28 protein-coding genes, 3 pseudogenes and 1 other annotated feature (1 of these 32 only partly in view) are annotated in these 26,394 nt (G+C 40.9%); of the genes and pseudogenes, 15 read left to right on the top strand and 16 right to left on the bottom strand.

The genetic code is table 11. The features are described 5' to 3' along the window. From J2S10_RS19835 to J2S10_RS19825, 3 genes are all read left to right on the top strand, one after another. Positions 1-843 (top strand): glycosyltransferase family protein, encoded by an 843-nt coding sequence (locus tag J2S10_RS19835; RefSeq protein ID WP_307411274.1) that lies wholly within the window; start codon positions 1-3, stop codon positions 841-843. Positions 844-1,443: 600 nt separating this feature from the next. Next, entirely contained in the window at positions 1,444-2,238 is a 795-nt protein-coding gene (locus tag J2S10_RS19830; protein ID WP_307411271.1) for a PHP domain-containing protein, read from the top strand. A 175-nt stretch (positions 2,239-2,413) separates the two neighbouring features. Next, positions 2,414-2,734 (top strand): Uma2 family endonuclease, encoded by a 321-nt coding sequence (locus tag J2S10_RS19825; RefSeq protein ID WP_307411268.1) that lies wholly within the window; start codon positions 2,414-2,416, stop codon positions 2,732-2,734. Positions 2,735-2,906: 172 nt separating this feature from the next. On the opposite strand, the gene J2S10_RS19820 is transcribed toward J2S10_RS19825, so the two are convergent. Continuing rightward, a complete protein-coding gene (locus tag J2S10_RS19820) occupies positions 2,907-3,554 on the bottom strand; it encodes a glycosyltransferase (protein ID WP_307411264.1) in 648 nt (215 codons plus the stop codon). Positions 3,555-3,989: 435 nt separating this feature from the next. Between J2S10_RS19820 and J2S10_RS19815 the strand changes: the two genes are divergently transcribed. Beyond that, on the top strand, positions 3,990-5,285 hold the full coding sequence (locus J2S10_RS19815) for a glycosyltransferase (RefSeq protein ID WP_307411261.1): 1,296 nt from the start codon (positions 3,990-3,992) through the stop codon (positions 5,283-5,285). Between the two features lie 105 nt (positions 5,286-5,390). Here the strand turns inward: J2S10_RS19815 and J2S10_RS19810 are convergent, their stop codons facing one another. Together J2S10_RS19810 and J2S10_RS19805 are read right to left on the bottom strand one after the other, a co-directional pair. Further along, positions 5,391-5,906, bottom strand: coding sequence for a hypothetical protein (locus J2S10_RS19810; protein ID WP_307411259.1), 516 nt, complete (start codon positions 5,904-5,906; stop codon positions 5,391-5,393). Positions 5,907-6,322: 416 nt separating this feature from the next. Beyond that, positions 6,323-6,427: pseudogene (locus J2S10_RS19805) on the bottom strand (helix-turn-helix domain-containing protein); the annotation flags it as partial. Between the two features lies 1 nt (position 6,428). Between J2S10_RS19805 and J2S10_RS19800 the strand changes: the two are divergent. Next, positions 6,429-6,851 (top strand): annotated as a pseudogene (locus tag J2S10_RS19800) (IS3 family transposase); the annotation flags it as partial. 102 nt (positions 6,852-6,953) lie between these two features. Here J2S10_RS19800 and J2S10_RS19795 read toward each other — a convergent pair. The 3 genes and pseudogenes from J2S10_RS19795 to J2S10_RS19785 all read right to left on the bottom strand — a co-directional run. Then, a pseudogene (locus J2S10_RS19795) lies at positions 6,954-7,073 on the bottom strand (GrpB family protein); the annotation flags it as partial. Positions 7,074-7,103: 30 nt separating this feature from the next. Next, positions 7,104-7,700: a serine/threonine protein kinase gene (locus tag J2S10_RS19790; RefSeq protein WP_307411258.1), complete on the bottom strand. Its 597-nt coding sequence runs from the start codon at positions 7,698-7,700 to the stop codon at positions 7,104-7,106. A 288-nt stretch (positions 7,701-7,988) separates the two neighbouring features. Beyond that, positions 7,989-8,420 (bottom strand): YwpF-like family protein, encoded by a 432-nt coding sequence (locus J2S10_RS19785; protein WP_307411254.1) that lies wholly within the window; start codon positions 8,418-8,420, stop codon positions 7,989-7,991. A gap of 301 nt (positions 8,421-8,721) precedes the next feature. On the opposite strand from J2S10_RS19785, the gene ssb reads away from it, so the two are divergent. Both ssb and J2S10_RS19775 read left to right on the top strand, forming a co-directional pair. Next, the gene (gene ssb, locus J2S10_RS19780; RefSeq protein ID WP_307411251.1) at positions 8,722-9,081 is read left to right on the top strand and encodes a single-stranded DNA-binding protein; all 360 of its coding nucleotides are present in this window, start codon (positions 8,722-8,724) and stop codon (positions 9,079-9,081) included. Continuing rightward, complete coding sequence (locus J2S10_RS19775) at positions 9,071-9,271, top strand: hypothetical protein (RefSeq protein ID WP_307411248.1); 201 nt, start codon at positions 9,071-9,073, stop codon at positions 9,269-9,271. Before ssb ends, J2S10_RS19775 begins: the two co-directional genes overlap by 11 nt. A 252-nt stretch (positions 9,272-9,523) precedes the next feature. On the opposite strand, the gene J2S10_RS19770 is transcribed toward J2S10_RS19775, so the two are convergent. Further along, on the bottom strand, positions 9,524-9,928 hold the full coding sequence (locus J2S10_RS19770; protein WP_307411848.1) for a helix-turn-helix domain-containing protein: 405 nt from the start codon (positions 9,926-9,928) through the stop codon (positions 9,524-9,526). A gap of 247 nt (positions 9,929-10,175) precedes the next feature. Between J2S10_RS19770 and J2S10_RS19765 the strand changes: the two genes are divergently transcribed. The 3 genes from J2S10_RS19765 to J2S10_RS19755 all read left to right on the top strand — a co-directional run bounded on the left by J2S10_RS19765 (position 10,176) and on the right by J2S10_RS19755 (position 12,411). Continuing rightward, positions 10,176-10,592 (top strand): hypothetical protein, encoded by a 417-nt coding sequence (locus J2S10_RS19765; protein ID WP_307411244.1) that lies wholly within the window; start codon positions 10,176-10,178, stop codon positions 10,590-10,592. A 99-nt stretch (positions 10,593-10,691) separates the two neighbouring features. After that, the gene (locus J2S10_RS19760) at positions 10,692-11,054 is read left to right on the top strand and encodes a hypothetical protein (protein WP_307411241.1); all 363 of its coding nucleotides are present in this window, start codon (positions 10,692-10,694) and stop codon (positions 11,052-11,054) included. A gap of 265 nt (positions 11,055-11,319) precedes the next feature. Beyond that, positions 11,320-12,411 (top strand): 3D domain-containing protein, encoded by a 1,092-nt coding sequence (locus tag J2S10_RS19755; RefSeq protein WP_307411235.1) that lies wholly within the window; start codon positions 11,320-11,322, stop codon positions 12,409-12,411. Positions 12,412-12,596: 185 nt separating this feature from the next. Here the strand turns inward: J2S10_RS19755 and J2S10_RS19750 are convergent, their stop codons facing one another. From J2S10_RS19750 to J2S10_RS19735, 4 genes are all read right to left on the bottom strand, one after another. After that, complete coding sequence (locus J2S10_RS19750) at positions 12,597-15,623, bottom strand: DEAD/DEAH box helicase (RefSeq protein ID WP_307411233.1); 3,027 nt, start codon at positions 15,621-15,623, stop codon at positions 12,597-12,599. Positions 15,624-15,924: 301 nt separating this feature from the next. Next, on the bottom strand, positions 15,925-17,562 hold the full coding sequence (locus J2S10_RS19745) for an SWIM zinc finger family protein (RefSeq protein WP_307411230.1): 1,638 nt from the start codon (positions 17,560-17,562) through the stop codon (positions 15,925-15,927). A gap of 101 nt (positions 17,563-17,663) precedes the next feature. Next, positions 17,664-17,957, bottom strand: a complete 294-nt coding sequence (locus tag J2S10_RS19740; RefSeq protein WP_307411227.1) for a hypothetical protein — start codon at positions 17,955-17,957, stop codon at positions 17,664-17,666. Positions 17,958-18,264: 307 nt separating this feature from the next. After that, on the bottom strand, positions 18,265-19,539 hold the full coding sequence (locus J2S10_RS19735; RefSeq protein ID WP_307411225.1) for a C40 family peptidase: 1,275 nt from the start codon (positions 19,537-19,539) through the stop codon (positions 18,265-18,267). A gap of 285 nt (positions 19,540-19,824) precedes the next feature. Between J2S10_RS19735 and J2S10_RS19730 the strand changes: the two genes are divergently transcribed. Further along, a complete protein-coding gene (locus tag J2S10_RS19730) occupies positions 19,825-20,904 on the top strand; it encodes a pyruvate kinase (RefSeq protein ID WP_307411222.1) in 1,080 nt (359 codons plus the stop codon). A gap of 26 nt (positions 20,905-20,930) precedes the next feature. Further along, complete coding sequence (locus J2S10_RS19725; RefSeq protein WP_307411219.1) at positions 20,931-21,098, top strand: hypothetical protein; 168 nt, start codon at positions 20,931-20,933, stop codon at positions 21,096-21,098. Between the two features lie 187 nt (positions 21,099-21,285). Here the strand turns inward: J2S10_RS19725 and J2S10_RS19720 are convergent, their stop codons facing one another. Next, complete coding sequence (locus J2S10_RS19720; protein ID WP_307411217.1) at positions 21,286-21,711, bottom strand: organic hydroperoxide resistance protein; 426 nt, start codon at positions 21,709-21,711, stop codon at positions 21,286-21,288. Between the two features lie 167 nt (positions 21,712-21,878). Here J2S10_RS19720 and J2S10_RS19715 point away from each other — a divergent pair, with 167 nt between their 5' ends. Next, positions 21,879-22,325 (top strand): MarR family winged helix-turn-helix transcriptional regulator, encoded by a 447-nt coding sequence (locus J2S10_RS19715; RefSeq protein ID WP_307411214.1) that lies wholly within the window; start codon positions 21,879-21,881, stop codon positions 22,323-22,325. A 61-nt stretch (positions 22,326-22,386) separates the two neighbouring features. Here the strand turns inward: J2S10_RS19715 and J2S10_RS19710 are convergent, their stop codons facing one another. Further along, complete coding sequence (locus J2S10_RS19710; RefSeq protein WP_307411211.1) at positions 22,387-22,935, bottom strand: DUF3231 family protein; 549 nt, start codon at positions 22,933-22,935, stop codon at positions 22,387-22,389. Positions 22,936-23,042: 107 nt separating this feature from the next. Here J2S10_RS19710 and J2S10_RS19705 point away from each other — a divergent pair, with 107 nt between their 5' ends. Then, positions 23,043-23,258 (top strand): hypothetical protein, encoded by a 216-nt coding sequence (locus tag J2S10_RS19705; RefSeq protein ID WP_307411209.1) that lies wholly within the window; start codon positions 23,043-23,045, stop codon positions 23,256-23,258. A 600-nt stretch (positions 23,259-23,858) separates the two neighbouring features. On the opposite strand, the gene J2S10_RS19700 is transcribed toward J2S10_RS19705, so the two are convergent. From J2S10_RS19700 to J2S10_RS19690, 3 genes are all read right to left on the bottom strand, one after another. After that, the gene (locus J2S10_RS19700) at positions 23,859-24,056 is read right to left on the bottom strand and encodes an aspartyl-phosphate phosphatase Spo0E family protein (RefSeq protein ID WP_307411204.1); all 198 of its coding nucleotides are present in this window, start codon (positions 24,054-24,056) and stop codon (positions 23,859-23,861) included. A gap of 369 nt (positions 24,057-24,425) precedes the next feature. Beyond that, positions 24,426-24,854, bottom strand: a complete 429-nt coding sequence (locus J2S10_RS19695) for a cell wall hydrolase (RefSeq protein ID WP_307411201.1) — start codon at positions 24,852-24,854, stop codon at positions 24,426-24,428. 128 nt (positions 24,855-24,982) lie between these two features. After that, the gene (locus tag J2S10_RS19690) at positions 24,983-25,753 is read right to left on the bottom strand and encodes an SDR family NAD(P)-dependent oxidoreductase (protein ID WP_307411199.1); all 771 of its coding nucleotides are present in this window, start codon (positions 25,751-25,753) and stop codon (positions 24,983-24,985) included. 125 nt (positions 25,754-25,878) lie between these two features. Between J2S10_RS19690 and J2S10_RS19685 the strand changes: the two genes are divergently transcribed. Continuing rightward, on the top strand, positions 25,879-26,268 hold the full coding sequence (locus J2S10_RS19685) for a MerR family transcriptional regulator (RefSeq protein WP_307411197.1): 390 nt from the start codon (positions 25,879-25,881) through the stop codon (positions 26,266-26,268). Between the two features lie 77 nt (positions 26,269-26,345). Then, positions 26,346-26,394 (top strand) — a binding site (T-box leader) (it continues 182 nt past the right edge of the window).

Genomic DNA, 26,394 nt, shown 5'->3' with positions numbered 1-26,394 from the left:
ATGGAATCAAATCCACTTAAGATCATCATTTCCTGCGTTGGTGAAAACACTGATAAATTTAATTTTCGAGTGTTGACCTTATTTAAAACCCTTCGAAAATTCGGGGGAAAGCTTGCGGAAGCTACAGCAATAGCGAATTTCGTCCGATCAGTTGATCCTGCTGTTGAAGCTGCGCTTAACGATATTGGAGTTAAAGTAAGGATCGTAGAACCTTTTATCGAGGACTATCCCTATGCAAACAAATTAAGGATGCTGGAAATGGATGAGGAATATGATGTTTTACTTGCACTTGATTGTGATTTGGTGATTGCTCGTGATTTTTCGGATGAAATCTCCAGTCAGTACATTCAAGCCTGTCCCCCATATACTGATCCTTTAACAATCGAGCAATGGGAGTCTTTATTTGCTGATTTTAATCTTATCCTTCCTGATGAAAGATATGAGCTTTTTGGATCTGATCGAAAAACCATCCCTTATTTTAATAGCGGGGTTGTATCCATTCCGAAAGCCTATAATGAACGCCTCCTTTCATCCTGGCAAAAGTATATTAAAAAGCTTTTAAATATGAAAAAAATGTCGAGAGTCAGAACATTTACGGACCAAATTGCCTTATCTTTAGCTTTGGCAGATGAGAAAATTCCTTTTAAGGCCTATTCTATCGAAATGAATTTTCCTATTCATAACAAGATTCATCCAAAATTCCTTCCAGAAAAAACCAACCCCTATATTATCCATTATCATAATCGGGTTTCAAAGAACTGGAATATCAAAAAAACAGGTTATAATAAAACGAATAAACATATTGGAAAAATTAATTCTTTTTTAAACCCAGAGCAGTCTTAGCTTTAAACATGAACACTTCATAACCAACCATAAAAAGAAAGGTCTCCCTTTTTTAATTTAGAGTAACAAATATGCTCTTCCGAAATCACTTATAGTACAGAAGAGATGAAGTTATGGCCAAGAGCCGTATATATCATAGGGCTCTTGGCTTTCCAATGTCATGTTTGTCTTATTAGACTAATTAATCTTTTTACCTACCTTATAACAATGACGAAGCGGTTGTATGCAAATGCAGAACAGCCTTTCTCAAGGAGTTTTTTAGTATACGGCAAATTGGCCCCACCTTCATAAAGACCGGGACTATTTGCCGCGTAGAAAAGGCCGTAGCTTAGTATACTCTTTTTTTCATTGTCTACTTGACAGGGTTATGTGCAGGTGACCCCTCTTTTTTTATACGGCTATTTTTCACCAACCTTTACAACAACATTAAATCCATGTCTAAAATTACATTTAACCCAATTTCATAGCAGGCCATACCGACTACGCATTCTACACCCCTAATCGTAAGTGTTTGATTAAGTGAGCCAATCTGGCAGTCAAGATGGTTTAAAAGGATGAAAAATGTGAATGATAGTTTTCTAGTGAAAGGAGAGAATATGATTGGAAATTAAAAAAATCCTTGAGAATGGTTGTTTTGATCTGCATTTGCATACAACCGCTTCAGATGGCAGTTTTTCTCCGAGTGAAGTTGTAAAAATGGCAGCGAAAAAAGGATTAGCTTCTATTGCCATAGCGGATCATGATACAACGGATGGAATTAAAGAGGCATTACAAACGGCAAAAACCTTGAATATAACAGTTATACCAGGTATCGAATTAAGCACTAAGTATAAAGGAAAAAACATTGATATTTTAGGATATCATATTCACGAATCAAAAGAGTTATTAGGTGTTTTACTGAAAATGAGGGAACATCGTTATAATCGTTCTCAATTGATTGTAAACAAGTTTTGCGAATTGGGGATAACGATCAATTTTGATGATGTTCTAAAATATAGTAAGGGAGACGTTATTGCCCGTCCTCATATAGCAAAAGCAGTCGTTGATAAAGGGTATGCAAAAAATATCCAGGAAGTATTTGATCTTTATTTAGGTGATGGAAAACCATGTGCAGTTGATAAGATGGTTCTCTCTCCAAGTGAAGGAATTAACTTAATTCATAATGCCGGGGGGACAGCGGTTTTGGCTCATCCTTTGCTTATTCAGGATGATACATTAGTTGAGGAGTTATTGCATCTCCCATTTGATGGAATCGAAGTTTGGCATCGTAAACATAACAGAGATGACATCATCCGATATAAAAAGCTGGCAGAAAAGTATAAAATCCTAATGACTGGCGGCTCCGACTTTCATAATGAAGATCATACTATTGGAGAATTTGGATACGAACTTTAAATACAAGTGACCCCGGTATTACTCCGGAGTCATTTGTTATGTTCATTTTTTTAAAACACTATAATTGTTCATTGCAATATGCTTCGCATACCCCGAAATTGTAGATTGATGAGACTTCGTTTTTTATAAGGAAAAGCTTGTTTATGTTATAATAGGGGAAAATGGGGTGATCTTTATGGGTATGCCAGAAAGTAAAAAATATACTTATGCAGATTACATCACTTGGGATGAAGCTGCTTTTAGTGAGGTTATTGAAGGAGAAATTATTAGTATGTCTCCATCCCCGACACCAAAACATCAGGACGTGGTAGATGAATTGACAGCAGAGTTTAAAATGTTCTTGCGTGGAAGAGAATGTATGGCATTTTCAGCTCCCATGGATGTTTGTTTATTTGCTAATAACGAAACGAAGAATGAAGACATTCAAGATTGGGTGCAGCCAGATTTGATAGTGGTATGTGACAAGAATATGATCGGAAAGACAAATTCCTATTGATAAGAAGTATGCCCCGAAATCCATTCTATTTTTATTATTAATTGATTCCAATTTCCAAAGACGAATTTTTTAATTTTTATTCAGAAATCAATACTCATACTAAAATCTCATTTTAGCCAATTCTAAAAACTTATTCTTTTCTACTAGGATTCGTTCAGTCTTGTAAAGAAATTTAATTTGGGCGGAACCAATTACCTACTGATGTATTTTTACCATGAATATGCCAAATGATATTACTTGAATTATCAACATTTTCGTCTTTAAATCCGTACTTGCTCCAAGCAGTCCTCCACAGCAAATCCTCGTAATTGTTATTATCTTTAATGTTAAGTAGCATTTGATATGCTTTATGATTAAATGCAAATGTCATAGGCATAAAAAATTTATTATTTGGAAAATGACCACCCAGACTTCTGTAATTACCTTTTGATAAATGATAATTATTTAGTTGATAACTAATTTTTGTGCTTAAAACATCACATTCGTTTGTCTCAAAATATTCGACTATTGTTTTCACATAATCTTTTTTATGAATTTCATCGTCATCTATTTTAATATATATATCATATGGTTCCGGACATTGTGATATTGTAGTCATTGCATTCGTATGGGTACTAGAATTTTTCTTGTACTGAATTTTAAATCGATCGTCAAGGATATCATCAAATAAGACTTCGTAATTTTCAACTTCAGATTCATTATCAAACATAATGCTGATTGAATGGGTAAAATTTGTATACGACTGGTTTTTCATATTGAGTATACATTGACGAAGCATGTATGGACGTTTATACGATGGTGTAAATAACAAAACCTTCATTTGTTACTCCCCCTTTAACATATCACTTTCTGCAGTTGAATGAAATTTAAACTTTATAAATGTAAATCTTTAAAGCTGTACCCAAAACTTCAAATCCTATATCTTTGCCAAAAGCTTTTGGGAATCTTTTTCGAAAGGCTTTTGTAAAGTATGAAACGGCAATAGGGTGCTTTTCTCCCTCTACATAAAAATTTGTATTTTCTATATTTAATGTATGTGGAGGTAAATTTATGGTTCTAGGTGAGTTCCTTCTTTTTTTAGTTTAGCAGGTAATTCATTAATACGTTTATAGGACATCTATTTCCGTTTTGCGCAATAAACCTAAAACATTTTCTGAAAACATCCTTTAAATACAGAATAAATTTCCAGGTTTCTTCATATGATAAGACGTTCATCTAACAAATTTATCTATATATTTAAGGGAGAGCTAATGAGATGAAAGTAGCACTTCTTACTATGTTTAATGGCTTAGATAGTTCATATTCCTTGGTAAATGTAGTAGCTGAACAAGTTCGAATGCTTCTTGATGCTAATATTGAAACTAGAATTTTGGTAAGTGACATATGCTCACTAAATAAACTTTATGGGATTTTCCTAGATAAACGAATTAAATGGGTGAAAGTATGTAATCATCTAGATGGAAAGCAAATGCATTGGAAAAACTACATTCAGTCAGATGGTGAGGTACATGATACCTTTTTTAAGGAAGTAGATGTGATTGTAGAGGACTTAGTAAAAAAGTTAGCAGATATTGATGTATGTTTTATGCATGATATTCATTACCAGGGTTGGCATTTACACCATAACATTGCAATCAGAAAAGTTCAGGAACAACTTCCCAACCTTAAATTTCTTGCATTTACCCACTCCGCACCAGCTAAACGTCCCGCAAACCCAAAATGGCCTTTCTCAGCTCGATTTGCACCTATGCCTAATACTTTGTATATTTATCCAACACAATCCGGAATTTCAGCCTTAGCAAAACAATACAATGTTCCGGAAGATCGATGTAAAGTAGTAAATAACAGTCTTGACTTACTAAGTTTTGTTACGGAGGAAGTGAATATATTATCAAAATATATTGATATGCTGACTCCGGATATTTTAGTTGTCTATCCCGGCCGTTTAACGAGGTCCAAGAAATTTGATAAAGTTGCTGCTCTTTGCGGAGCTATAAAAGTAAAAAGCAGCAAGTTAGTCAAAGTAATATTCTGTGATACTTTCCCAAAGTTAGATATTTCTCCGGAAGACTATAAGGACTTTGTTCGCTCAATTGGGGTAAAATTTGGTTTAGATAATGGAGATTTATTTTTCACTTCAGATATAAAAGAATTTTATAGAGGGGTCCCAAGAAAAAGTGTATTAGAACTTTTCACACTTTCAAACTTATTTATTTGTCCCTCTTATTCTGAGTCTTTTGGTTTAACAGTCCTGGAAGCAGCCAGTAAAGGGAATTTTCTTATTTTAAATGAACAGGTGCCAGCTTTAAAGGAACTCGGAAGTCATTTGGATGCTTACTTTATGAAATGGGATGCAAAGAATTTTGGATTTAATACTCGTGAGAATTATCGTCCTTCAGAAGAAGCTTATCTTTCTCACCATGCAAACAACATTGTCAAATTGATGGATAACAATCCAATTATTCACGGGAAAACAATCGCAAAACAACGGTATTCTCCAAGATGGATCTGGAAAAATCAGTTGGAACCGATTATAAAATCTTTATGTTAAATTGCGAAAGAGACTGAACTAAAATGTCGTTTTTTCGACCTTTAGATTAGTCTCTTTTCAAGCACTAATTGATTCAAAAGTGTTACTTTTATAAATTTATTTACCTTATTTTGGCGGTTTTTTTGGCTTTGGTGGTTTTGGGATCGGAACTTCAGTTGTAGTATCCGTCTCGGTTTTCGTTTCCGTTTCCGTTTCTGTTTCCGTCTCCGTCTCGGTTTCCGTTTCGGTCTTCGTTTCCGTCTCGGTTTCCGTTTCGGTCTCGGTCTTCGTTTCCGTCTCCGTTTCGGTCTCGGTTTCCGTCTCCGTTTCCGTTTCAGTCTTGGTCTCGGTTTCCGTCTCTGTCTCGGTTTCCGTCTCGGTCTCGGTTTCCGTCTCCGTTTCTGTCTCTGTCTCCGTTTCGGTCTCGGTCTCGGTTTCCGTCTCAGTCTCCGTCTCAGTCTCCGTCTCCGTCTCCGTCTCCGTTTCGGTTTCGGTTTCCGTCTCGGTTTCTGTCTCTGTCTCCGTTTCGGTCTCGGTCTCGGTTTCGGTCTCGGTCTCCGTTTCGTTTGGAAGCTTACTGCTTTGAGTTACCTTTTTGATACCTGAAATAGTTTCCCCTTCAGAAGGGTTATAAAAAGCCATATCTGTTATTCACCTCTTTGAAACCATTTTCAAGAATTCTTTATTGCTATATTTTATAGTTTATTTTTCAGCTTAGACTTAAACCATCCTTCTCTTTAATTTGAAAATAAACATATTAATATTGTATTTCTTATACGGTTTTAGGTTCATTAAATAAAAAATTTTACAGCCCATTTCAAAATGAGCATATTTGCCATATGTTGTACATGCTCCACGCCACCCCTGGAGGTTTCCCCCCATTTCCCATCGGGTCATTTGCACTCATTCCTTCGTCATACGTTTAGAAAAGCAGCAAAAGTTATAAATAATTCATTCGCTATTTGCAGCCTTCTTTAATCATTAGAAATGCCCTTTTAGGCCTAGTCACAGGGTTGCTGCTCTAGTCCGTCAGATAATTTACATAAAATGTGATTTTTCTAATTTGCTTTGTCTAAGTATCTATACAGAGGGGTTTTACTGATTCCTGTTGCTTCTGTAATTTGATTGATTGTATATTCTTTACTCTTATACATTTTAATCGCCACGGTGTTGGATTTATTTAATGGCGAAATCATTACGTATACAATTGGTTCAAGACCCACCTATTCACTTGTTTCAACGATGTTAGACCAAGCTTTTGAATGTTTAACAGAAGAGGATTCTCTCCTAATGCATTCTGATCAAGGCTGGCATTATCAAATGAAACAATACCGTCATGCCCTCAAGGAACGTGACATTACCCAAAGTATGTCCCGTAAAGGGAACTGTTACGATAACGCCGTTATTGAAAATTTCTTTGGCATTATGAAATCGGAATTTCTTTATCTAAAAGAATTTGAAAGTGTAAAACACTTTAAGCAAGAACTAGAAAAATATATAGAGTACTATAATCACAAACGAATCAAGGCAAAATTAAAAGGCATGAGCCCAGTACAATACCGAGCTCATGCCCAACAAGCTGCCTAAGAAATAATCTGTCTAACTTTACGGGGTCACTTCAAGGATATCGGCTTTTTTAGATTGAAATTTGCTTAGCGTACAAAATTTCCGAAATGTTGGCTGTACCCCTAGATGAATAAAATGTGTCTTCTCTTCGTAAGTTTTATCTGTGAACTTAGCGAATACGATTTCTCCAGGTCTTTCGACTCTCAACCGTAAAAATCCAACATTCTTTAATCCGTCATCAACCCGTGACGGTCTCTTAATTTATTTTCCAAATCACCGAATATTTTTGAAAATGGTAAACAAACCATCCATCCATTTCGAGAATTGATTAGGATCTAATTCCTTCACCTGATAAAGGAACTGGTCCAATAACTTTAACTTGGAGAGACCTTTAAATAAGTCAACAGGCACGGCTCGTTCTTTGTTGATTGAATGGACATGATCAATTAATTTAAGTTCGCCCTGATCTGTGAGAAGCAAGTGGCGCAAACTGCAATCGATTTTCTTAAACCCAATTCTCTCCATTTCTTGTAATACAAATAAAAGTTGCTTGGTAATGGACACGGGAAGGAAGTTAACGGTTCTAAGATAATTACCCAAAGGCGGACCTTTAATGTAATCCATCACAATGTAGTTTGCTCCCACTTCATGTATTTTAGGAACGATCTTAGATTCTTCTGCTGTTTTCAGTGCGTTGCTCTCAGCAATGCGATAGTTTTCTTGTGCATAAATTTTTACACATCGATCTTCGGAGAGCCTAAAGACAGCTCCCTGTGCACCTTGACCAATCAGATCGAACTGGGTAGGATTATTTATAACTAATTTCTTTGTTCCTTCTTTTTTTACAATAATCGATCGGAAATCTTCCATTTTAATATCACCCCTTTTTATCAATGTAGATTTTAAGTGATCATGAGGAACGGCATTCAACTCAGGAAAAGTAGAAAAGGGCACAATGATTAGTTCCTCCTTATGAATCATCACTAATAAACAAGGAAACCATTGCAACGATTATTGCAAAAGTTCGTTTTCATTTACGGAAAAGGCAGTTTCATTTGCGAATAACCGTTATTTAATGCAAATAGACACAATCTTTTAGAAATGAGCCTTACGAAAAAAGCCAAGAAAAATGACCAGGGTGAATTCCCTGGTCATTTATTACGAATTTTTGACTTTTAACTTTGGCTTGCTTTTTATTTTTTCCTTGAATTCGTCGAGAAGGGACTGGCCTTCAAGCCCCTTTTGCAGTAAATTTTCAAGCAGAAGCTCGGAATAGTCGCTCCGGTTCCGGCGCAAGTGGCCTTCGAGCAAAACGCTAATGTGTTCTTCAAATTTGTTCAACGAGCAAATTTTAGTTTGAAAATAAGCAGGGGCATTTTCTTTTTTTGTAATAACGGCCTCAACGATAATGTCGCGGTCCTGCTCGGAAATTTTTTTGAAATAATCATAGAGGGAAAGGTCTGTGTATGCCTCCAACAGCCAGGTGGAACGGTCGTCCTCTTTATTAAGAATCAATCCATCCTTCAATGGAACATCCACCACCGTCCCATCTTCCACCACTTCCAATGAGTACAACTTAAAGGTTTTCATCCGTGAGTACCTCCTGTAATGAATTACAATTTCCTCATCAGCATTTATTTACGTCCACTGAACAATAAATTCTTCTCCTAAATTATAACATACGCCAAAAGGAAGCAAATGTCGAAAAATATTTGTCAAAAGTTGCAAATTCGGTATATTGGTACAAAAAGGGTATCCAAAATGGTCGTTTCTACCTAGAGAAAAACTGTTTTTTAAACAAAAAAGAGTCCGAAAAAAGCTTTTTCTCCATTTTACACCAAGGTAGGACCGGAGATATGATAAAACCATCAAGAGGAGAGGAGATGTGTTAATGATCAATCAAGTCACACTTGTCGGGAGGTTGACGCGTGATCCGGATATTAAGAAGACGTCAGAAGGAACGGCGGTCGCGAATGTGACGCTTGCTGTGAACCGCCATTTTCGGAATCATAACGGTGAGATTGATACGGATTTTGTCCAATGCACCCTTTGGCGAAAAGCAGCTGAAAATACGGTTCAGTACTGCCGCAAGGGTTCGGTGGTAGGGATTACGGGGAGGCTGCAAACCCGTAATTACGATAACCAGGAAGGAAGAAGGATTTATGTCACGGAGGTGGTGGCTGAAACGGTCCGCTTCCTGAGCGGGAAACCGCACGACGAGCCAAAGGAGGAAACCACACTTGCATTCTAAGAATGACGCTGCCGAGCAACTACTTGAAAGTCTTATTAAAATGGTAGGCAAGGCCAATCAAAATATGGAGAGCCTGCAAATTCGAGTCAACCAGCTGGAATGGCTTATGAAGGTCGAGCTAAAGGAACGAGGCCCCACCACAATTTACTCCACACTTACACCATCGCCCGTCTCTTCCGAAACTCATTAAAGTTTGAAAAAATTTCCCCGAAACATGTTTCGCTTACTAAAGAAAATCAACCATCTCTCCGCAAAATGAACTCCACATTTCGTTTCCGGCAGTAAATAGGCCGGGAATTTTTTTTGCCCGGATGGAGGTAGCAGAGAGGTGATTCCTAAAAAGTAAAACAATCTTACACATTTATGAATAAATCATTGTCAGATGGGTATACTTAGAGAAAAACCCCCCTGTTTTTTTATAGAAGCCGCTGAACATTTGATTTCAGCGGCCTCTTTGTGTTTCCATTTTGTTTTTGTGCCGTTTATTTACCTTTATAGAGGCAGTGATTAAATCAATATAATAGGCTTTGCGATTGGGCTGCATTAAATGGAGTTCGAATAGGGCATTTTTTAAGTCGGGTTCTTGACGGAGCAGCTTGAGAATGATTTTCAATTCTTGATCTTCAAGGTCCTCTTTCAGAATGTAGCCGGTGTCCTCCGCTTTTGGAAGCAGGTGGTCCAATTCTTCTACCAAATATTCCTTCTCCACTTGATAGACTTCCGCGAATCGAATGACAGTCTGATAGGTAGGAATGCTTTTTCCCGTCTCATACCGACTAACAGTGGAACGGTCCATCTTCATCATATCGGCTAAGGTTTGTTGCGACTGTCGCGGCCGTCGCGCAATTTCTTTAATTTTTCCGGTAAAGACATCTTTTTCACCGCCGTAAAAACTATTGATGTTTTTAACTTAACGGGAAAAAGAACGGTAAAGTTTGAATGTGGTAATTATGCACAATAACCAATGTGGGAATATTGCACGCAAACCGTAAAACAAGCATTTGTAAAAAATGCAAATTGAAGGAAATTTTAAATTATCGTCGAATAATAATGAATGATGTAAGTAATTGTAATATTTGGAGGTATTTGATTGAATGAGAAATGATAAAGTCCTAAGAAATTCCTTAATTTTTATAGGTGAAATGTCGAATAAGAACGAAATGACGATTAAGAATAAACCCGGTTTTTACGATGCACTAGTACTATCAAAGCAGTCCGCCCATTCAACTAAGAGTCAATCCTATCAATCGATCCCCTGTGATAAACTAGAAAAAATTTCTATCCGCATCTTTTATAAAAATATCCAATTTACATACCGCAATCAGTCTTTGCAACTAATTGACGATGATGAAAAGCTAACCGAGGAAGAGGTAATCAATGTTTTTAATAACTTTGCAGTAAAGGAAGGCGACAAAATCACCTATCTGGTTCATTATCCCAGCGATAAAATCCGGTCAAGAAAAAAGAAGAAAGCGCGGATTTTGGCGGAGGAAAAGAAATTAAATAGGTAATGAATATTAGAAGAATTGGGTATCTAAGTATTCGCTCGCTTTTTTAGTTTTAATCAAGTAAGTGTTATAATAAAAAAAATTTAATGGGGGAGTCGGAAGATGAATGAAGATTTAAGGGAAACATTGCGCTCCGTCATCAAAGAAGAACTGAAAGATATCCGAACGGAGCTACATGGAGTCAATGCAAGAATGGTCAGGTTAGAGGAAAAACAAGATAAACAATTTAACAAGATTGAACGTGAACTGATAGGACACAATGAGTGGTTTGACACGATTGACCTTAAATTGGAAAAACATGATGAACGCTTTGACAAACTGGGACTCGGACAGGAAAAAATTCTGTCAGAGTTAAGAAGCAGCAATAAACACCTCGAGGAAACCGTAAAACAACACAATTTCATTATTGATTTACTACAAAAAGAGGTAAAGCCCGATTACGATATAAGATATAAAAAAGAATAATCAATAACTACGGAAAGACCGCCTCTGAAAAATTGGCGGTCTTTTAATGCTCTTAGACAGAATAAGAAGAAAAAACATAAAAAAATAAAGTAACTCTGGAAAATGTACACTACACAAGGACAAAAATGCGGTTTTGTCCACGAACGGTGTCAGGCACCATATGTTGTTTTTCTCCCTTATATGACAAAATGAGATACATTTTTAATCCTTTTGTAACATTACTGGCACATACTTCTGGTATAACAAGTGTAAAGGGGGAAAGTGTATGCAAGGAATTAAGCGCATGATTCTCGTAATTTCTACATTGATTTTGTGTGTTTCGGGTACAGTGGTGACACATGCACAAACAAACTCGGATGCATTAAAAAATGTCCAGCAGGAGCTTGATCAGAAGGCACAAGAAAAGCAGTCTGTTAATAAAGAGATAGATAATATTCAACAAGAAATGCAATCTATAAATACATATATTGCATCAAATACCACAGCAATGGCTGAAACTCAAAAGAAAATTTTAGCAACCAATCAACTCATTGAAGAGAAAAAAGAAGAAATTGTCACGCTTGAGGATAAAATTTCGGCCCGAAAAGATGTTATGAAAAATAGACTTGTAGCTCTTCAGCATGATGATAATCTCAGTTTAGTGATTAAAGTTTTCTTAGAAGCGAAAAATCTTGATGATTTTATTCAACGTGCAAGTGCAGTAACGGCCCTTTTTAGTGCGGATAAAGAAATTTTAGGGGCACAGCAGGAAGACCTTAGTAAAATTGAACAAGATAAAAAAGAGATTGATAGACAGCAGCAAAGTTTACAAGACGATCAAAATGCTCTTGCTAAACAGCAGACTGAGCTCAATCAAAATTTACAAAAGCGACAACAAGCCTTAACCGCAATGCAAGAAAAGTTCGCTCAAATTAACCAACAAATGGCGCTTGCCGAACAGGAGAAGGCGGGTATTGTAGCACAAATCCAAGCAGCACAAGAAAAGATTCGCCAAGAACAAGAGGCGTCCAAAGCACAGGCAGCCCAAGCAGCAGCAGGGAATCAACAAAGCACATCACCAAGTGCAGGAAAAGGCGAAGAAATGTATGTAACGGCGACTTCATACAGTCCGGAAAGCTCTGGAGATATAACTACATTAGGCTATAATATTAAACAAAATCCAAATATGAAATTGATCGCCGTTGACCCATCTGTAATTCCATTAGGAAAAAAAGTGTGGGTAGAAGGGTATGGCGTGGCTGTTGCAGGTGATACCGGCGGTGCGATTAAGGGCCATATTATTGACGTATTAATGCCCACTTCGGCACAGTCGCTTGCATGGGGAAGAAAGACAGTGAAAATTGTCATTTTAGACTAATGTTTGATGGCAATGAAAAAGGGTACCTAGCTAAAGTAAAAAGAGATCTAACATGAATAAGATGTTAGATCTCTTTTTTTGTACGTTTTTAAAGTCTCTCCTTTTGGGATGGACAAAATAACTGGAGTGTCCACGAACGGTGCCTGTCACCGTCCATGGGCACCAAAAATGGCACCACCCCATTTCTACCCCAAATACACCAAGTCCTTCAATTCATCGGTTGAGAGTTCGGTGATCCAGTTTTCGCTTTGGATGATTTGGTCGTTTAGGAATTGTTTCTTTTCGAGCATGGCGTCGATTTTTTCTTCCAATGTGCCGGTGCAAATGAGCTTGTGCACATGGACGAAGCGGGATTGGCCTATGCGGTAAGCACGGTCGGTGGCCTGATTCTCGACGGCGGGATTCCACCAACGATCATAGTGGATGACGTGATTTGCAGCCGTCAGATTCAACCCGGTTCCGCCCGCTTTCAGAGACAGCAGAAACACGGGAAACTCCTGATTCTGGAACCGCTCAATCATATCATCACGCTGCGTCTTCGGCACACTTCCGTTCAAAAACGGAACCTCAATACCAAACTTCTTCTTCAAGGAGCTTCTGATCATTTCACCCATTTCGATATATTGGGTGAAAATCAGGCAGCTTTCACCTTGCTCCAAAACAGCATCGATCAGTTCTACCAGCTTCTCCATCTTATTAGAGCGCTCGAGGAGCTGGCGCGTAGCCGACTTTTCCTTTAAATAAAGGGCCGGGTGGTTGCACAGCTGTTTTAAGCGGCTCAGCATTTGCAATATTAATCCCTTGCGCTCAAACCCTGACAGCTTTTCAATCTCTGCAAATGTATCGTGAATAAGTTGCTCATACAACGAAGCCTGTTCCGCTGTAAGCGGGCAGTACTCTTTTTGCTCCTGTTTATCAGGGAGATTGAGAGCGACCTCTTCATCCTTTTTCGTCCGCCGCAATAAAAACGGTCGAATCAACGCCTGCAGCTCCGTTACTTTTTCCTTTTTCTCATCTTTTTCTATCGGAATCACGAACCTCTTCTGAAATTGACCCAGGCTTCCGAGATAGCCGTGATTGGTAAAATCAAAAATTGACCACAGCTCAGACAAACGGTTTTCCATCGGCGTACCCGTCAAAGCGATGTGGTGACGGCCTCTCAGCCTGCGAACGGCCTTTGATTGCTTTGTCTGGGCATTCTTAATGTTTTGCGCCTCATCGATGGAAATCGAGCTCCAAATCAACGACTCAAATTCCTCCGAATCTAAATGGCTCAAACCATAAGAGGTTAGGACGACATCGCAAGCCTTTACTTTTTCTCTAAACGATTCTTCCTTCAGGCGATTTGACCCGTAGTGCAAATACACGTTCATATCAGGCGCAAATCGCTCCAGCTCCTTTTGCCAGTTTCCGAGCACGGAGGTAGGGCAAATAATCAACGCCGCACTCACCGGGACCTTGGCCGGAGCATCTGCCTGATCTTTCTTACGGCGGGTTTTAGCGGTGTCAGGCACCAACTCATTGGCAGGTACATCCCCTGCCTCTTCTTTTACCATCAATAAATAAGAAATCAACTGCACGGTTTTTCCGAGGCCCATATCATCAGCGAGACAGGCCCCAAACCCGTATTGCCGTAAAAACCAGAGCCAGCTCATACCGAGCTGCTGGTAGGGGCGGAGCTCACCGTTCAGCCCCGCAGGTACCGGCTGCGGCGGGATTTCGTGCACTTCGGACAGCTGCTTAATCATTTGCTTCCATTGACGATTTAATTCAATTTGAATCTTCGCAAACGCTTTTGGATTGTCGAGTTCATCCTCGGAGGCGGTCGACTCAACGAGCTCCTGCTCAAGCAGATCTCGGACATGTAAGCCTTCTTTTTCGGCTCGTTTCATTAAATCCTGAATCTGCCGGATAAACTGCGGGTCGAGCTTGACCCAGCGGCCGCGGATGTAGACGAGCCGCCTTTTTTCCTCAACCAGCTTCCCAAATTCATCCTCGGACAGATCAACGCCGTTCATTGAAAACCGCCAATTAAAATCGAGCATCGCTTGGAGACCGACAAACGAAGGCCGGTGGCTCCCTGTTCCTTTGAGTGATGCTTTCACCTTTAGGTTGGCATTTTTCATCGCCTGCCACCAGGAAGGGAGGAGGATCTCGACATCCAACGCTACGAGCGTCTCACTGGCCTCGGTCAAAAACATCCACGCTTCTTCCTCGGAGAGGCGGGATTTCAAGCGTGGAGGGACCATGGCGATTGCGGCATCAGCCATGCCATCAGATAGAGCCGCACCGTCAAACCCATTGGTTAGGGCCGCATCACCAGATCCACTCGCGATATCCTCGCTCAGCCAAGGAATCAACCGCACCCAGCGACTCTGCTCCCGGTCGACCCGCTCCAAAAAGGTACGCCATTTTGCCGGGACGGTTGAATCGATTCCGTAAACCTCATCAATATTTTTTTTACCGCGTAAAAATACTTCAAGGCTCCAGTCACCTTCGCCATCTGCCGGCTCATCCAGACGCAGTCCAACCGTAAACGGCGTATCGCTTTCCTTGATCCCGACCCACTCGAGCCAGCTGTCTTCGTCAAAATAGCGGGCAAGCTCTCCGCCGGAAATATTGTTCTTTTTCAACAAATCAAGCTTTGGTCCGAACAGCTCTTTCATCGCCGAATTCCGGGTTAGATAGGCATCGAGCGCGCTATTGTATAAGTCGGCGATGAATATCTTTACGGTACTGGTACCGGTAGCAGGCTTATCATCAGGCCGGACCCCATCTCCAACCTCCTGCTCCCAAAAAGAAGGGTCGAACTCATCCTTAACCCGTTCAGGAAGCTGCCAGCGGAAGTCGCCGTGTTCCCACACTGAAAAGTCGGGGAGCCAGTCTTTTTCCAGAATCCCCTCATAAAGGGCATGCGCGGCGGCAAGACAAATCTCAGATTCCTCGCTCCAGTCCCAATCGATGAACCGATTGAACGATTCCTTGGCAAAAAGCGTGACCAGTTGCCAGCCGCTAAGGGCCACGCCCTCAATCCCGTTGGCAGTCTCATTCTCCAAGAGTGTTCCAAAGAAGCTTTCCTCATGACGGCTAAAAACGAGATTTTTCCACACCGATGGATCCATCATGTGACCGCGCTCATCCTCAGCCGCCAGAAGATACTGCCCTTCATCTAATTTGATTGTCCGCAATTTTACAAACCTTGTTTTAAGCATCGATCAATATGCTCCTTTTGCATTCATCGTACCAAGGGCTGAGGCTCCGTGCCTGCTACTTTAATTAAAAAATACCGGTCAGCCAGCCTTCAAATTTTAAATATAGTCTCTAAATGTTTTGTTAGAATTCTAAATTATGTCTAAAAGTACAAAAGCGTCAAAAAAGTACAAAACTTGTAAACCATAAATGGACTATGGAAAACTCATTCGAAAATGTGGACCAGAACCCACACTGTCCACTCGGGGCGGACAAAATAGGGGTGATGTCCACGAACGGTGACAGGCACCATCGATGGCACCATCAATGAGCGCCATCGAGGGCACCCTCAATCAACTTACTCCGCTTGCACTCCTCGTGAAACGCCCGCAGCCGTTTGGTTTTATCGAGAAGGGTAGTAAAAAAGTAGTCCCAGTCGTCCGGGCGTTTCATTTTCTTATATAATGTCCGCAGCTTCTTGAGGTGACGGACCGCGAGCTTATAGCTTTGACGGTTTTTTTGCTCGATTTCACGCTGAGCCAGCTGGTGGAGCATGCCGAGCAGCACCTCCGGCTTTTCCTTTTCGATCATTTTCACGCGCTCCTTCGGCAGGTCATAGTAATTTAACCCCACATATGCCTGGAGCTCGCTCCAGCGGTCGAACTGACCGCGCTCGAACAACAAATATTCGTAATCGGCGAAACTGTAAGGAAGCGTCTGCACCAACGCGCGCTCGAACAGGTCCATGCGTCCATTCTCTGCACAATAGGGCGCAATCGCCTTCAAGGCCGTCTTCGTAAAACTGGAACACGGATGATAACCGCCCAATTCCTCCAAATACCCTTTTATTTTTTGTAAAAATAAATCAATCAACGGCGCGACACGTTTCCACGCTTTCTGATGTGACAAAAAGTCAATCCAATGGATCAAATAGGGCGTGATCACATCATCCTCAATACGTCCGACCAATTTCAAAGCCGGCTCATCGTCACCAAGTAATATATTCAAATGAATTTCTGCAATCAAGAGCGGCAGCGGGTTCTCCCAGTCATGCAGTTCCTTCAAACGCTCATTGATTTTCCTGATTTCTTCCTCGCGCCAAGGTTTCTTTTTAAAAAGATGTGTCCACAGCAGGCGGTAGAGGTAAACCCGTTCAAGCTCCAACCCCTTCACCGCCGTCAGCAGCTCGAACGCATCGTCCTTTAAATTCAAGATAAACTCATCAAAATCGAACGGCAGCGATTGAATGCCGATTTTCTGCACAAGATCCTCGGCATCATCCATCATATTATGGAACAAATGGAGGTAGGCGCGCCGCACCATGTCCTCGGTGTGCCCCGATTGCTCACTGAGCACGGCCAATTTTTTAAAAGAAATAACAATACCGACCATCTCATACAGCAGGCGCCATTCCTGCTCCACCGGCGCACTTGCGTGAATCCGCCGCTCGTAAATTTGAAACAGCTCCGTGATGATAAACGGGCTCGTGTACTTTTTCGTAGCAAGCAGCGTATCAAAACTGACCTCAAACGAATGAACCCAGCGGCTGTACTCGGGCTTCAGCACACCGTTCGCCTTGATCAAATCCTTCGCCGTCTGCATGCCCCAGCTCGTGAACGCCTTCTTCTCCTTCATCGGCTCGCGCCACTCCTCCACCCATTCGGCAACACTGCCGATTTTTGCATAAGCGGTAAAAAACACAGCCATTTGGTGGCGGCACAAGCCCTCATTCGGGCAGGAGCATTCGCTCATCGACAAAAACGTGAGGTCAAGCCGAACCTTGACGGGCGTCACATCCTGCACAGTCGCCGTCACCGAATCCTCCCCAATCGAAATAGGACCGACCATCCCTTGCCGGTACAGCATCAAACCCTTTTGAACGAGCCTTGCATCCTCGGCGTCATGCGGATGCAGCAGCTCCCGAACTTCGCCGGAGAGACTTTTCAATTCTATCGACTCCAAAGCCGCACCCCCCTTTTCTAAAAAAATCCGAAAAAACCATATTCCTTTATTATACCCAAAAATTCGCAGATAGAGGAGTGGAAGGTTAAGAAAGAAGGAAGTTATATGATGGGAATGATGATAATGCCGTTCAGAGAACTGATATTTTTTGAGGACCGGCGTGCCTTTCCTTTTTTTATGGAAATCTCAAGTTTTTGGCATTTATTTTGTTTGGAACATCGGACGAAATTGGCACGTATTTTCATTCGTGGGAATATCCCCATCAGTTTATCTACTTCACGGCAAGATTTACTGCCGTCGATTTCGGAACGGTTCCCTGCATGGCCGCGCTCCTGTACCAATTCTGCAGAAAATGGAAATCTATAAAATGCTTCATTGGAATTACTTCTATTCATTTATCGTCACATTTCTCATCAGCCTTCTTTTGAAAGCAATGGTTGACTTTATCGTAAAAAAACAACCGCGATACGCATGAAAAAAACGGCCCCGTAGCACATCACGGGGCCGAACGCTTTTAATGGCAACCTCTAGGAAAATGAACCTTGTTTGCGACTCCAAAAGAGTGCTAGCTTTCGGAATTCGTATCAAATCACGAGATTATTTGGTATGAAATCTATACCACCATTACACGATCTACTTGCCAAACTGGCTCGACCCGCCTCCCACACCAAAAAACCAGCCTCCGCGGCCGGCTTATGTATGTTAATAGAATCTCTTAAATCCATCTAAATGTTGAGTATAATAGGCACTGCTTAAATTAGAGATCTTTACTCCATACTTTTCATCGGCGTGGATGAATTGGTTGTCGCCAATGTAGATGCCGACGTGAGTGATCCCTGATTTATATGTATTTTCAAAGAATACGAGGTCGCCCGGTTTAGGTGTCGTGACATAGTAGGAGCGGCTGTAGTAGCCGGCTGCTGAATAGCGGCCGATCGACAAGCCTGCTTTATTTGCCACAATATAAATAAGTCCGCTGCAATCAACTCCGGATAAAGAACTGCCGCCCCATACGTAAGGAATTCCGATCAAGCTTTTTGCGATCGTGACGAATTGTGATTCGTCAAAAGATGGCTTAGGAGTCGTATCGACTTGGCCTGTTACCTTCAATTGCTGCCCAACAAAAATCAAAGTTGATGTAAGGTTGTTGAGTGACATCAACTGCTGGACAGTCATATTGTTTTGACCGGCGATTTTTCCAAGCGTATCGCCGCCCTTAACAGTATAATTACTCGCCGTCGTAGTCGGAGTAGGTGCTGTTACCACAGGACTTGGTTTTGGAACCGTCGTAGTCGGAGTAGGCGCTGTTACCACAGGACTTGGTTTTGGAACTGTCGGAGTAGGCGTCGGTGTTTGGCCCATTGGCGTTGACGTGCCGGGAATTTTCAGCTTTTGTCCGACATAAATCATATCCGATTTGAGATTGTTGAGCGATTTTAATTGCGGAACGGTCAAACTATATTTCACAGCAATTTTGCTAAGGCAATCACCGCCCTGCACGGTATAATCCGACTGCGTCAAAGGTGCGGAAGCTGCAGGTTTTGTAACAGGTGCGGTTGCGGCCGGCTTTGTTGTTACTACATTTTGAACTGTTTGTCCTGAAACCTTCAAGGCTTGTCCGGCATAAATAATTGTGTTATCAAGATTGTTCCACAGCTTTAGTTCGCCGACTGAGACATTAAAGCGGTTGGCAATTTTAATCAGGGCGTCACCCTTAACAACGATGTAGATGGTCTGCGGTGCCGTAGACGTTGTTTTCGCCGGTGCGGAAACCTGAATCGTCTGACTCACATATAGAAAATCAGAGGTTAGGCCGTTTAACGTTTTTAAATCGCCGACACTTGTATGATATTTCGAGGCAATTTTCGATAAGGAATCACCTTTTTGAACTTGATAGCTATCGGCAAAGGCAGTTCCGGCATAAACCGTCGAAAAGAGAGCTGCTGTCGATAAAACACGGACAATGGTTTTTTTCATCTAGTATATCACCTCTATTATTCTCATTTTCTATTATTTTACCATGAATTACCTCTATTTCGTATATAAATATGAAAATACTGTCAGTTTAGGTATATTGTAGGGGCGTTTTGCGGAATGAAACGGTAATTGGGCGGGAAAACGTCGGATTCCGCGGAATAACGCTGAAGTTCGCGGAATCCCTTTAAAAATTCAAAAAACTTTTCCTGATATTTTTAAATGTTCATTTGGAATTAGTAGGATAAATTGGGCACAATAATTCAGATTATAAATTGAGGTGATACGATGTCGATTGACCGCGTTTGTACAATTGGCCCCGCCAGTAGTGATAAAAATGTTCTCACTGAGTTGATGAATCATGGAATGACGATTGCCCGATTGAATTTTTCCCATGGGACTCACGAAAGCCACGGCAACGTGATTCGATTAATCAAAACGCTGAGTGAGGAGCGGGGACAGCAAATAAAAATAGTAGGCGACCTTCAAGGGCCGAAAATACGGCTCGGCAAAGTGGAAGGTGATAAAGTCGCGTTAAAAACAGGGCAGACTTTTACCCTTCTCATCGATGAAGTAAGAGGGAACGAGAATCAGGTAAGTGTTGATTACGAAGGGATCGTTAAAGATGTGAAGCCGGACGATCGAATATTGCTGAATGATGGTGCGGTGGAATTGGTTGTTACCGAAGTAGATGAAACGAAAGTGGTCACCACAGTCAAAGCAGCCGGTGAAATCTCATCCCATAAAGGCGTAAATCTCCCCGGTGTAGTAACGGGCTTACCGGCCATTACGGAAAAAGATAAACAGGATATTCAATTCCTTATACAAGAAGAAATTGATTTCATCGCTTGCTCCTTTGTCCGCAGGGCAGCACATATCAAGGAAGTGCGCAATTTTATGAACCGTCCGGAAGGACATGCGTCAAAGCTGGTCGCAAAAATTGAAACCATTGAGGCAATTCAAAATTTCCAAGAAATTTGCCGCGAGACGGATGCTGTAATGATTGCCAGGGGTGACCTCGGTGTCGAGCTGCCGTATCATTGGATTCCACTGTTGCAAAAAGCGATGATTTCCGAATGTAACAGGACGCGTACCTATGTGATTACCGCTACGCAAATGCTGCAATCAATGGTGGAAAACCCGTTACCGACAAGGGCGGAGGTCACCGATGTCTTCCAGGCCGTAATCGACGGGACGAACGCTGTCATGCTGTCGGCGGAAAGCGCTGCGGGGCACTACCCTGTACAGAGTATTGAAACATTGAAGCTTGTGTCCCAATTTGCGGAAACTGTTCGGAAAGAAGCTCCTTTCGATTTTGCCGACATGCTGAAATTGCTGAATCAAACGGAAAAATCGCAGTGTAAGTAGATAGTCAAAAATGGGAGCAAACCTTCGTGCGTCACGGGGGACATGTCACCTACTGCGGAACAACCAATACAGGGGCCGTAAATGCCGACTCCTGGTCCCACACATCGAATATGGAATCGTTCGCAGTCCCGTTAACGATCCACCAGGTGGCTGCACTCGTACTGAATAAGCAAATAAAATACATTGCATTATAATCCTAAAAATATAATATGGCTTCATCACCAAAAACCGCCAGAAGAAAAGGGACACTGTCCTTGAAGCGAGCTTTGAAGGACAAAAGCTGCTGGGAGAGCAGGGAAACTGTCCTTCAAAAAAGCTCAAAACTACCCAAGTGAAACAGGGAAACTGTTTAACTTGGGCTATACCCGCTTCTCCCGTTTTTTATGAGAAAAGAGTGGTGTTTAATTCCACATCAATATTCCCGTTAGTTGCTTTAGAATAAGGACAAACACCATGTGCTTTTTCAACTAATTCCTCAGCTTCCTCCAAAGAAATCCCTTTTACAGCGACATTTAAAACGACGCCAAGCTTAAATCCGCCATCCAGGTCCTTGCCAATCGATACTTCCGCAGTAACTTTTGATTCAATCCGTTTTCTTGATTGTCTCGCGACTAAATTCAAAGCACTATCGAAGCAAGCGGCGTAGCCGGCTGCAAATAGCTGTTCCGGATTTGTTGCATAGTCTTTACCTGGGCCGCCGAGCGACTTAGGCATAGAAAGTGCTAAATCCAGCGTACCGTCACTTGTTGTTACTTTCCCCAATCTACCGCCCTCTGCAGTTGCGATTGCTGTGTACAATGATTCCATATTCAATCTCTCCCTTTTGATTTTATAAAATTAAATTGTGTACAATCAAATAGTAAGCTTGTTATTGAAAAAAGTCAACAATTAAATTGCGCACAACTAAATTGTGTTTTAAAAGGTTGATTTGTGTACTATAATGATGAATATGAATAGAGAAAGAGGAATCATGGATGAATTCGAAAAATTTAAAGCTCGAGAATCAAATCTGTTTTAAGATTTATTCAGTGGAGCGGGAAATTACAAAATTATATCGGACTTTACTTGAGGAGCTGGATGTCACGTATCCTCAATATCTGGTTTTGTTAGTATTATGGGAAAAAAATTCGGTAACTGTAAAAGAGTTAGGCCGGAAATTGTTTTTAGACTCGGGCACGTTAACTCCGATGCTGAAACGAATGGAGGGGAATCAGCTGATCAAGCGCCGCCGGTCGGCAGAGGATGAGCGGAGTGTGATCATTTCACTGACAACAAAGGGCGAAGAACTAAGGGACAAGGCAGAATGCATTCCCGCCAGGTTAGTAGAAAACCTATCGATGGACATGGGTGAATTAAAAAATTTAGAACAAACATTGGCAGCCATTTTGCATCGTATTCAAACGATTAATAGTCAAAGTTAGAATAGGGCTGCTAACGCCAATTTGAGGCATAAAGGGTGATCGAAAAAGTGGAGCACCAAGTTTAATTTCTCGGTGCCCCCTGAGGATAGTAATAAGGTGGTACTTTAATCCATCCCCGTTTACGCATCGCTGTTTTTAGCTCCATCCCAAAAACCATCTTCTCAGCATGAAATCTGGCCCACATGAGACCGATATCACTGCGAATGGATTCAGCTAAATTCGATGAAGCCATAACGATATTAGAAGCGATCTTAATCGAAATATAGTTCGCTATTTCATCATCTGTTACTTTTACACCTAAAGGAACATCATTGGGATCGGATTTCGGTTTGGACTGAGCTACCCGTGATAAAGGGATTCCTTCCTCAATCATGAATTTTTCCAGCGTCTTTTTTTGATGCTGCGCTAAGTTCAGTGATCTTTTTAATAATTTTATTAATTCGTCATCGGTTGTTGTGTTTAAAGATGCTTCCAGGGCGGGGATTTCCTCTGATATGGCAGTGTAATAAAGCCAGCAACCCATAGCTTCCCCAATATGCGGACGAGGCTTTGGCTCCGTATCAATAGTAGTTTTTATATAATCGATAACTGCTTCAAAAACATTAGGCATCACGGATCACCCTTTATTCTTTATTTTAGTATAGCTTTAGCGTTTCCCTTTTTAAGGGAATTAATCAAATGGACATTGGTCAATGGACGTAAAGGGAGTCTATCCGAGTGAAGGCAGTGTATTTGCAAGTAGGGGGTGACTATCCGCCAGTAAAAGCCGATCATCCGCCAGTAAAGGACGGCTATCCGCCAGAAAAAGCTGGCTATCCGCCAGTAAATGAGGCCATCGCCAGTAAAGGACGGCTAAGCGCCAGTAAATGCCTGCTATTCGCCAGTAAAGAGAGCGTATCCGCCAGTAAATGCCGGCCATCCGCCAGTAAATGAGGCCATCGCCAGTAAAGGACGGCTAAGCGCCAGTAAATGCCTGCTATTCGCCAGTAAAGAGAGCGTATCCGCCAGTAAAAGCCGGCTATCCGCCAGTAAATGAGGCCATCGCCAGTAAAGGACGGCTAAGCGCCAGTAAATGCCTGCTATTCGCCAGTAAAGAGAGCGTATCCGCCAGTAAATGCCAGCCATCCGCCAGTAAATGAGGCCATCGCCAGTAAAGGAAGGCTATCCGCTAGTAAAAGCCTGCTATTCGCCAGTAAAGAGAGCGTATCCGCCAGTAAAAGGAACGTATCCGCAATTATGAGGAGAGATCCGCTACTACAACTACAGATGTCCAAATTAAAAACAGCCGGCCGGAGATGTCCCGCCGGCCGTAAAAAGCTGTTATTGTGCTGCTTTTTTCTCAACAAAATTTTTAAAATGTTCGCCGAGCAGCTTTTTCCAGCCGTTTCGATGATTTTCTTCCCACTGTGGCTCCAACAGGCCGACAACCTGATGGGATAGTTTCAATACGGTGGCTGAACCTTTTCCTCTAATTTGAACGAAAAGCTACTGTCAAAAAAAATAACCCCTTGGTCCAAGGGGCTTAATTTATTTTTACGATGCATGGGTTAGCATCTTTCTAGGTTTTTTCGAAAAATGTTTCATATGCAAGTTTATTAGCTTGTCCAACTCTTGGCTGTATAGTAGTGTCTGATAGCTGTCCATTCCTGTAATAGCTGCAACCTTCACCATTTTCTTTTTCAGGCGATTAATACGCTTTAATAGTAATGATTCTAGCAATTGCATGTTCATGATAGATTCATTCTCCTAAATAAATTTTCGGTTTTCATATCCATAGTTGATATTATAAGAAGATATTTCGGATTGCGATACGGTTTCGACAAAGGTTCTAAAAAAAAGACAAAAATCATTGATTTTCCCCGAAGAATAAGCGTTTTTTGGGTTCTAACAATCGTCTGAATGTACTAGGAAAATAAACTTTATGGGAGTTTTGTCCATGTATGATCTTTCGTACAAAAATCGGTTAGCTGAATGTTATGGTTAAGTAATCTGCTTAAAAAAGCAAAAAAGGTCAAGCCTGTTGACTTGACCTCTTAATCGTAGCACAAGGTATCTTATTCGGAATGGAATGGCGGATGAAAAGCATAATAGGTTTAAAATTTAATAAGTGTTATAAACGTTTTCGCAGGTTTCTCCAGTGGGTTGGTAAAAACAATGGTTTTTGTACTTTCCAACAAATGGCTGATTATACCAGGTTTGCGGACAATCTCCGGGCGGCTTAAAATACCATAAACTAAATTTAGCAGGCCAGAATCTTTCCCCATCAACACTTCGACGAGCTAAACGTTTTTCTTGTTCCCTCGCTCTTTGATAAAAATAACCATGCTGGACAGCTTCGAAAGCATGAGGTTGATAAATCATTTGCGGGATGGTTCGAATTCCGATAAAGTCACTGCAATTTGCTCTTATTCGGTTAATCCCAACATTTCCAATATCCAGCATACCCTGTTCTCCTTCACCTTCACCCTCGGCCCTAAGCAATCTTGCTAAGAGATCAATATCTGAACTTCTAGCCTTTACAACCGCCATCTACTTTTCCCCCTTTTATCCATACTTAATAATATTCAACTTAGGACGGAAGATACCGATTGTTAAGGTTAGGACTTTATCTTCAGATTAGAGGAGTATGGAATTTTATATAAAAGCAAAGACTCCAATCAAGAATCCGAACGGGTTGTTCTTACTGCAAAATTAAATTTCGGGTCGCTAAGTTCAAACTCATACGTATATCCATCAACAATTCCTACTACCTTTTCACTATCATAAAGCTCGAGCATAAAGTCTGCCATTTGTTTTGAGGTATGATACTTGGGAACCATACCTTCATATTGAAATTCGTCTACATCAAAAGAACGTTTTGCAAATTCCGTTTCAGTCGCAGCAGGGGCCAAAACTTTTGCTTGCATTTTTGCCCCTTGAGCCTTCAGTTCATGTGCAAGTCCTTCTGTAAAGGCACTCACATAAAATTTAGTTGCACAGTAGGTAATAGCATTTGCGACAATCGTATATCCTCCGCCTGAAGATACATTGATCAGCTGTGTACCCTCAACATTTGAATAATCCCGAACGAAAAGAGAGGTCAAAATTGTTAATGCTTCAATATTTAAATGCAACATTTCCTCTATCTTGTTTAAGTTTTGATCAGCAATGGAAGCAAAGTTACCAAACCCTGCATTGTTAATCCACGTTTCAAGTTGGAAATCCCGAAGACTTTCGTAAAGTTTATAAGCATTTTCAGTAACGGATAAATCAGTTGTTCGAATGACAACATCTAAGTCTTGGTTCATACGGGCGATTTCTGATTTTAATTCTTCCAGCTTCTCGTTTCTGCGAGCGACGATGATTAAGTTTTTTCCACGGGACGCAAAAGCCAGTGCCGTTTCATAGCCAATACCTGAACTTGCTCCCGTAATAACAGTGTATTTCATGTGAATTCCTCCTAAATGAATTTTGACAGTTATAATATGAACTACAATGTAGATTATATTAGTTAGAGTTTACTCTAAGTCAAATGGTAAAAAATCCTGATTAAGACGAACAGTTGGAGGCTTTTATGTACGCTATTAGCGAGGTAGCTAAATTATTGGGGGTAAGCACCCATACATTACGTTATTATGAAAAGGAGAAAATCATTATCCCGGATCGGAATGCAACTGGAGAAAGATTATATACCGACGCGCATCTAGCGTGGCTTCGTTTTGCCATGAAATTAAAACAAACCCAAATGCCATTAGCCCAAATAAGGGAATATGCTCAATTATATAGTAAAGGTGAATATACAACAAAAGCACGCTTAAAACTTCTAGAAGATCATAGAAAATCCATTCAAAATCAAATAAAAAACTTGGTAGAAACAGAGAAAATGCTTGAAGACAAAATTGCTGCATACAAAGAATTCATTCGAAATTTAAATCCTAGCAGCAATGACCAGATGAATGGTTAGTATATCAATATAATAAAAATCCTTGACAACTTAACTGCTAGCGCTTTATAATTCCACTATTAATAAAATTGTTATACTGTAAAGCGTTGAAGGGAATACAGTAGTGCTTAGAATTTGTCTCTAGAG

The organism is Neobacillus ginsengisoli, from assembly GCF_030813055.1.
The sequence above is the reverse complement of the archived record's forward strand: the minus strand, read 5'-3'. Positions and strand labels throughout refer to the sequence as shown.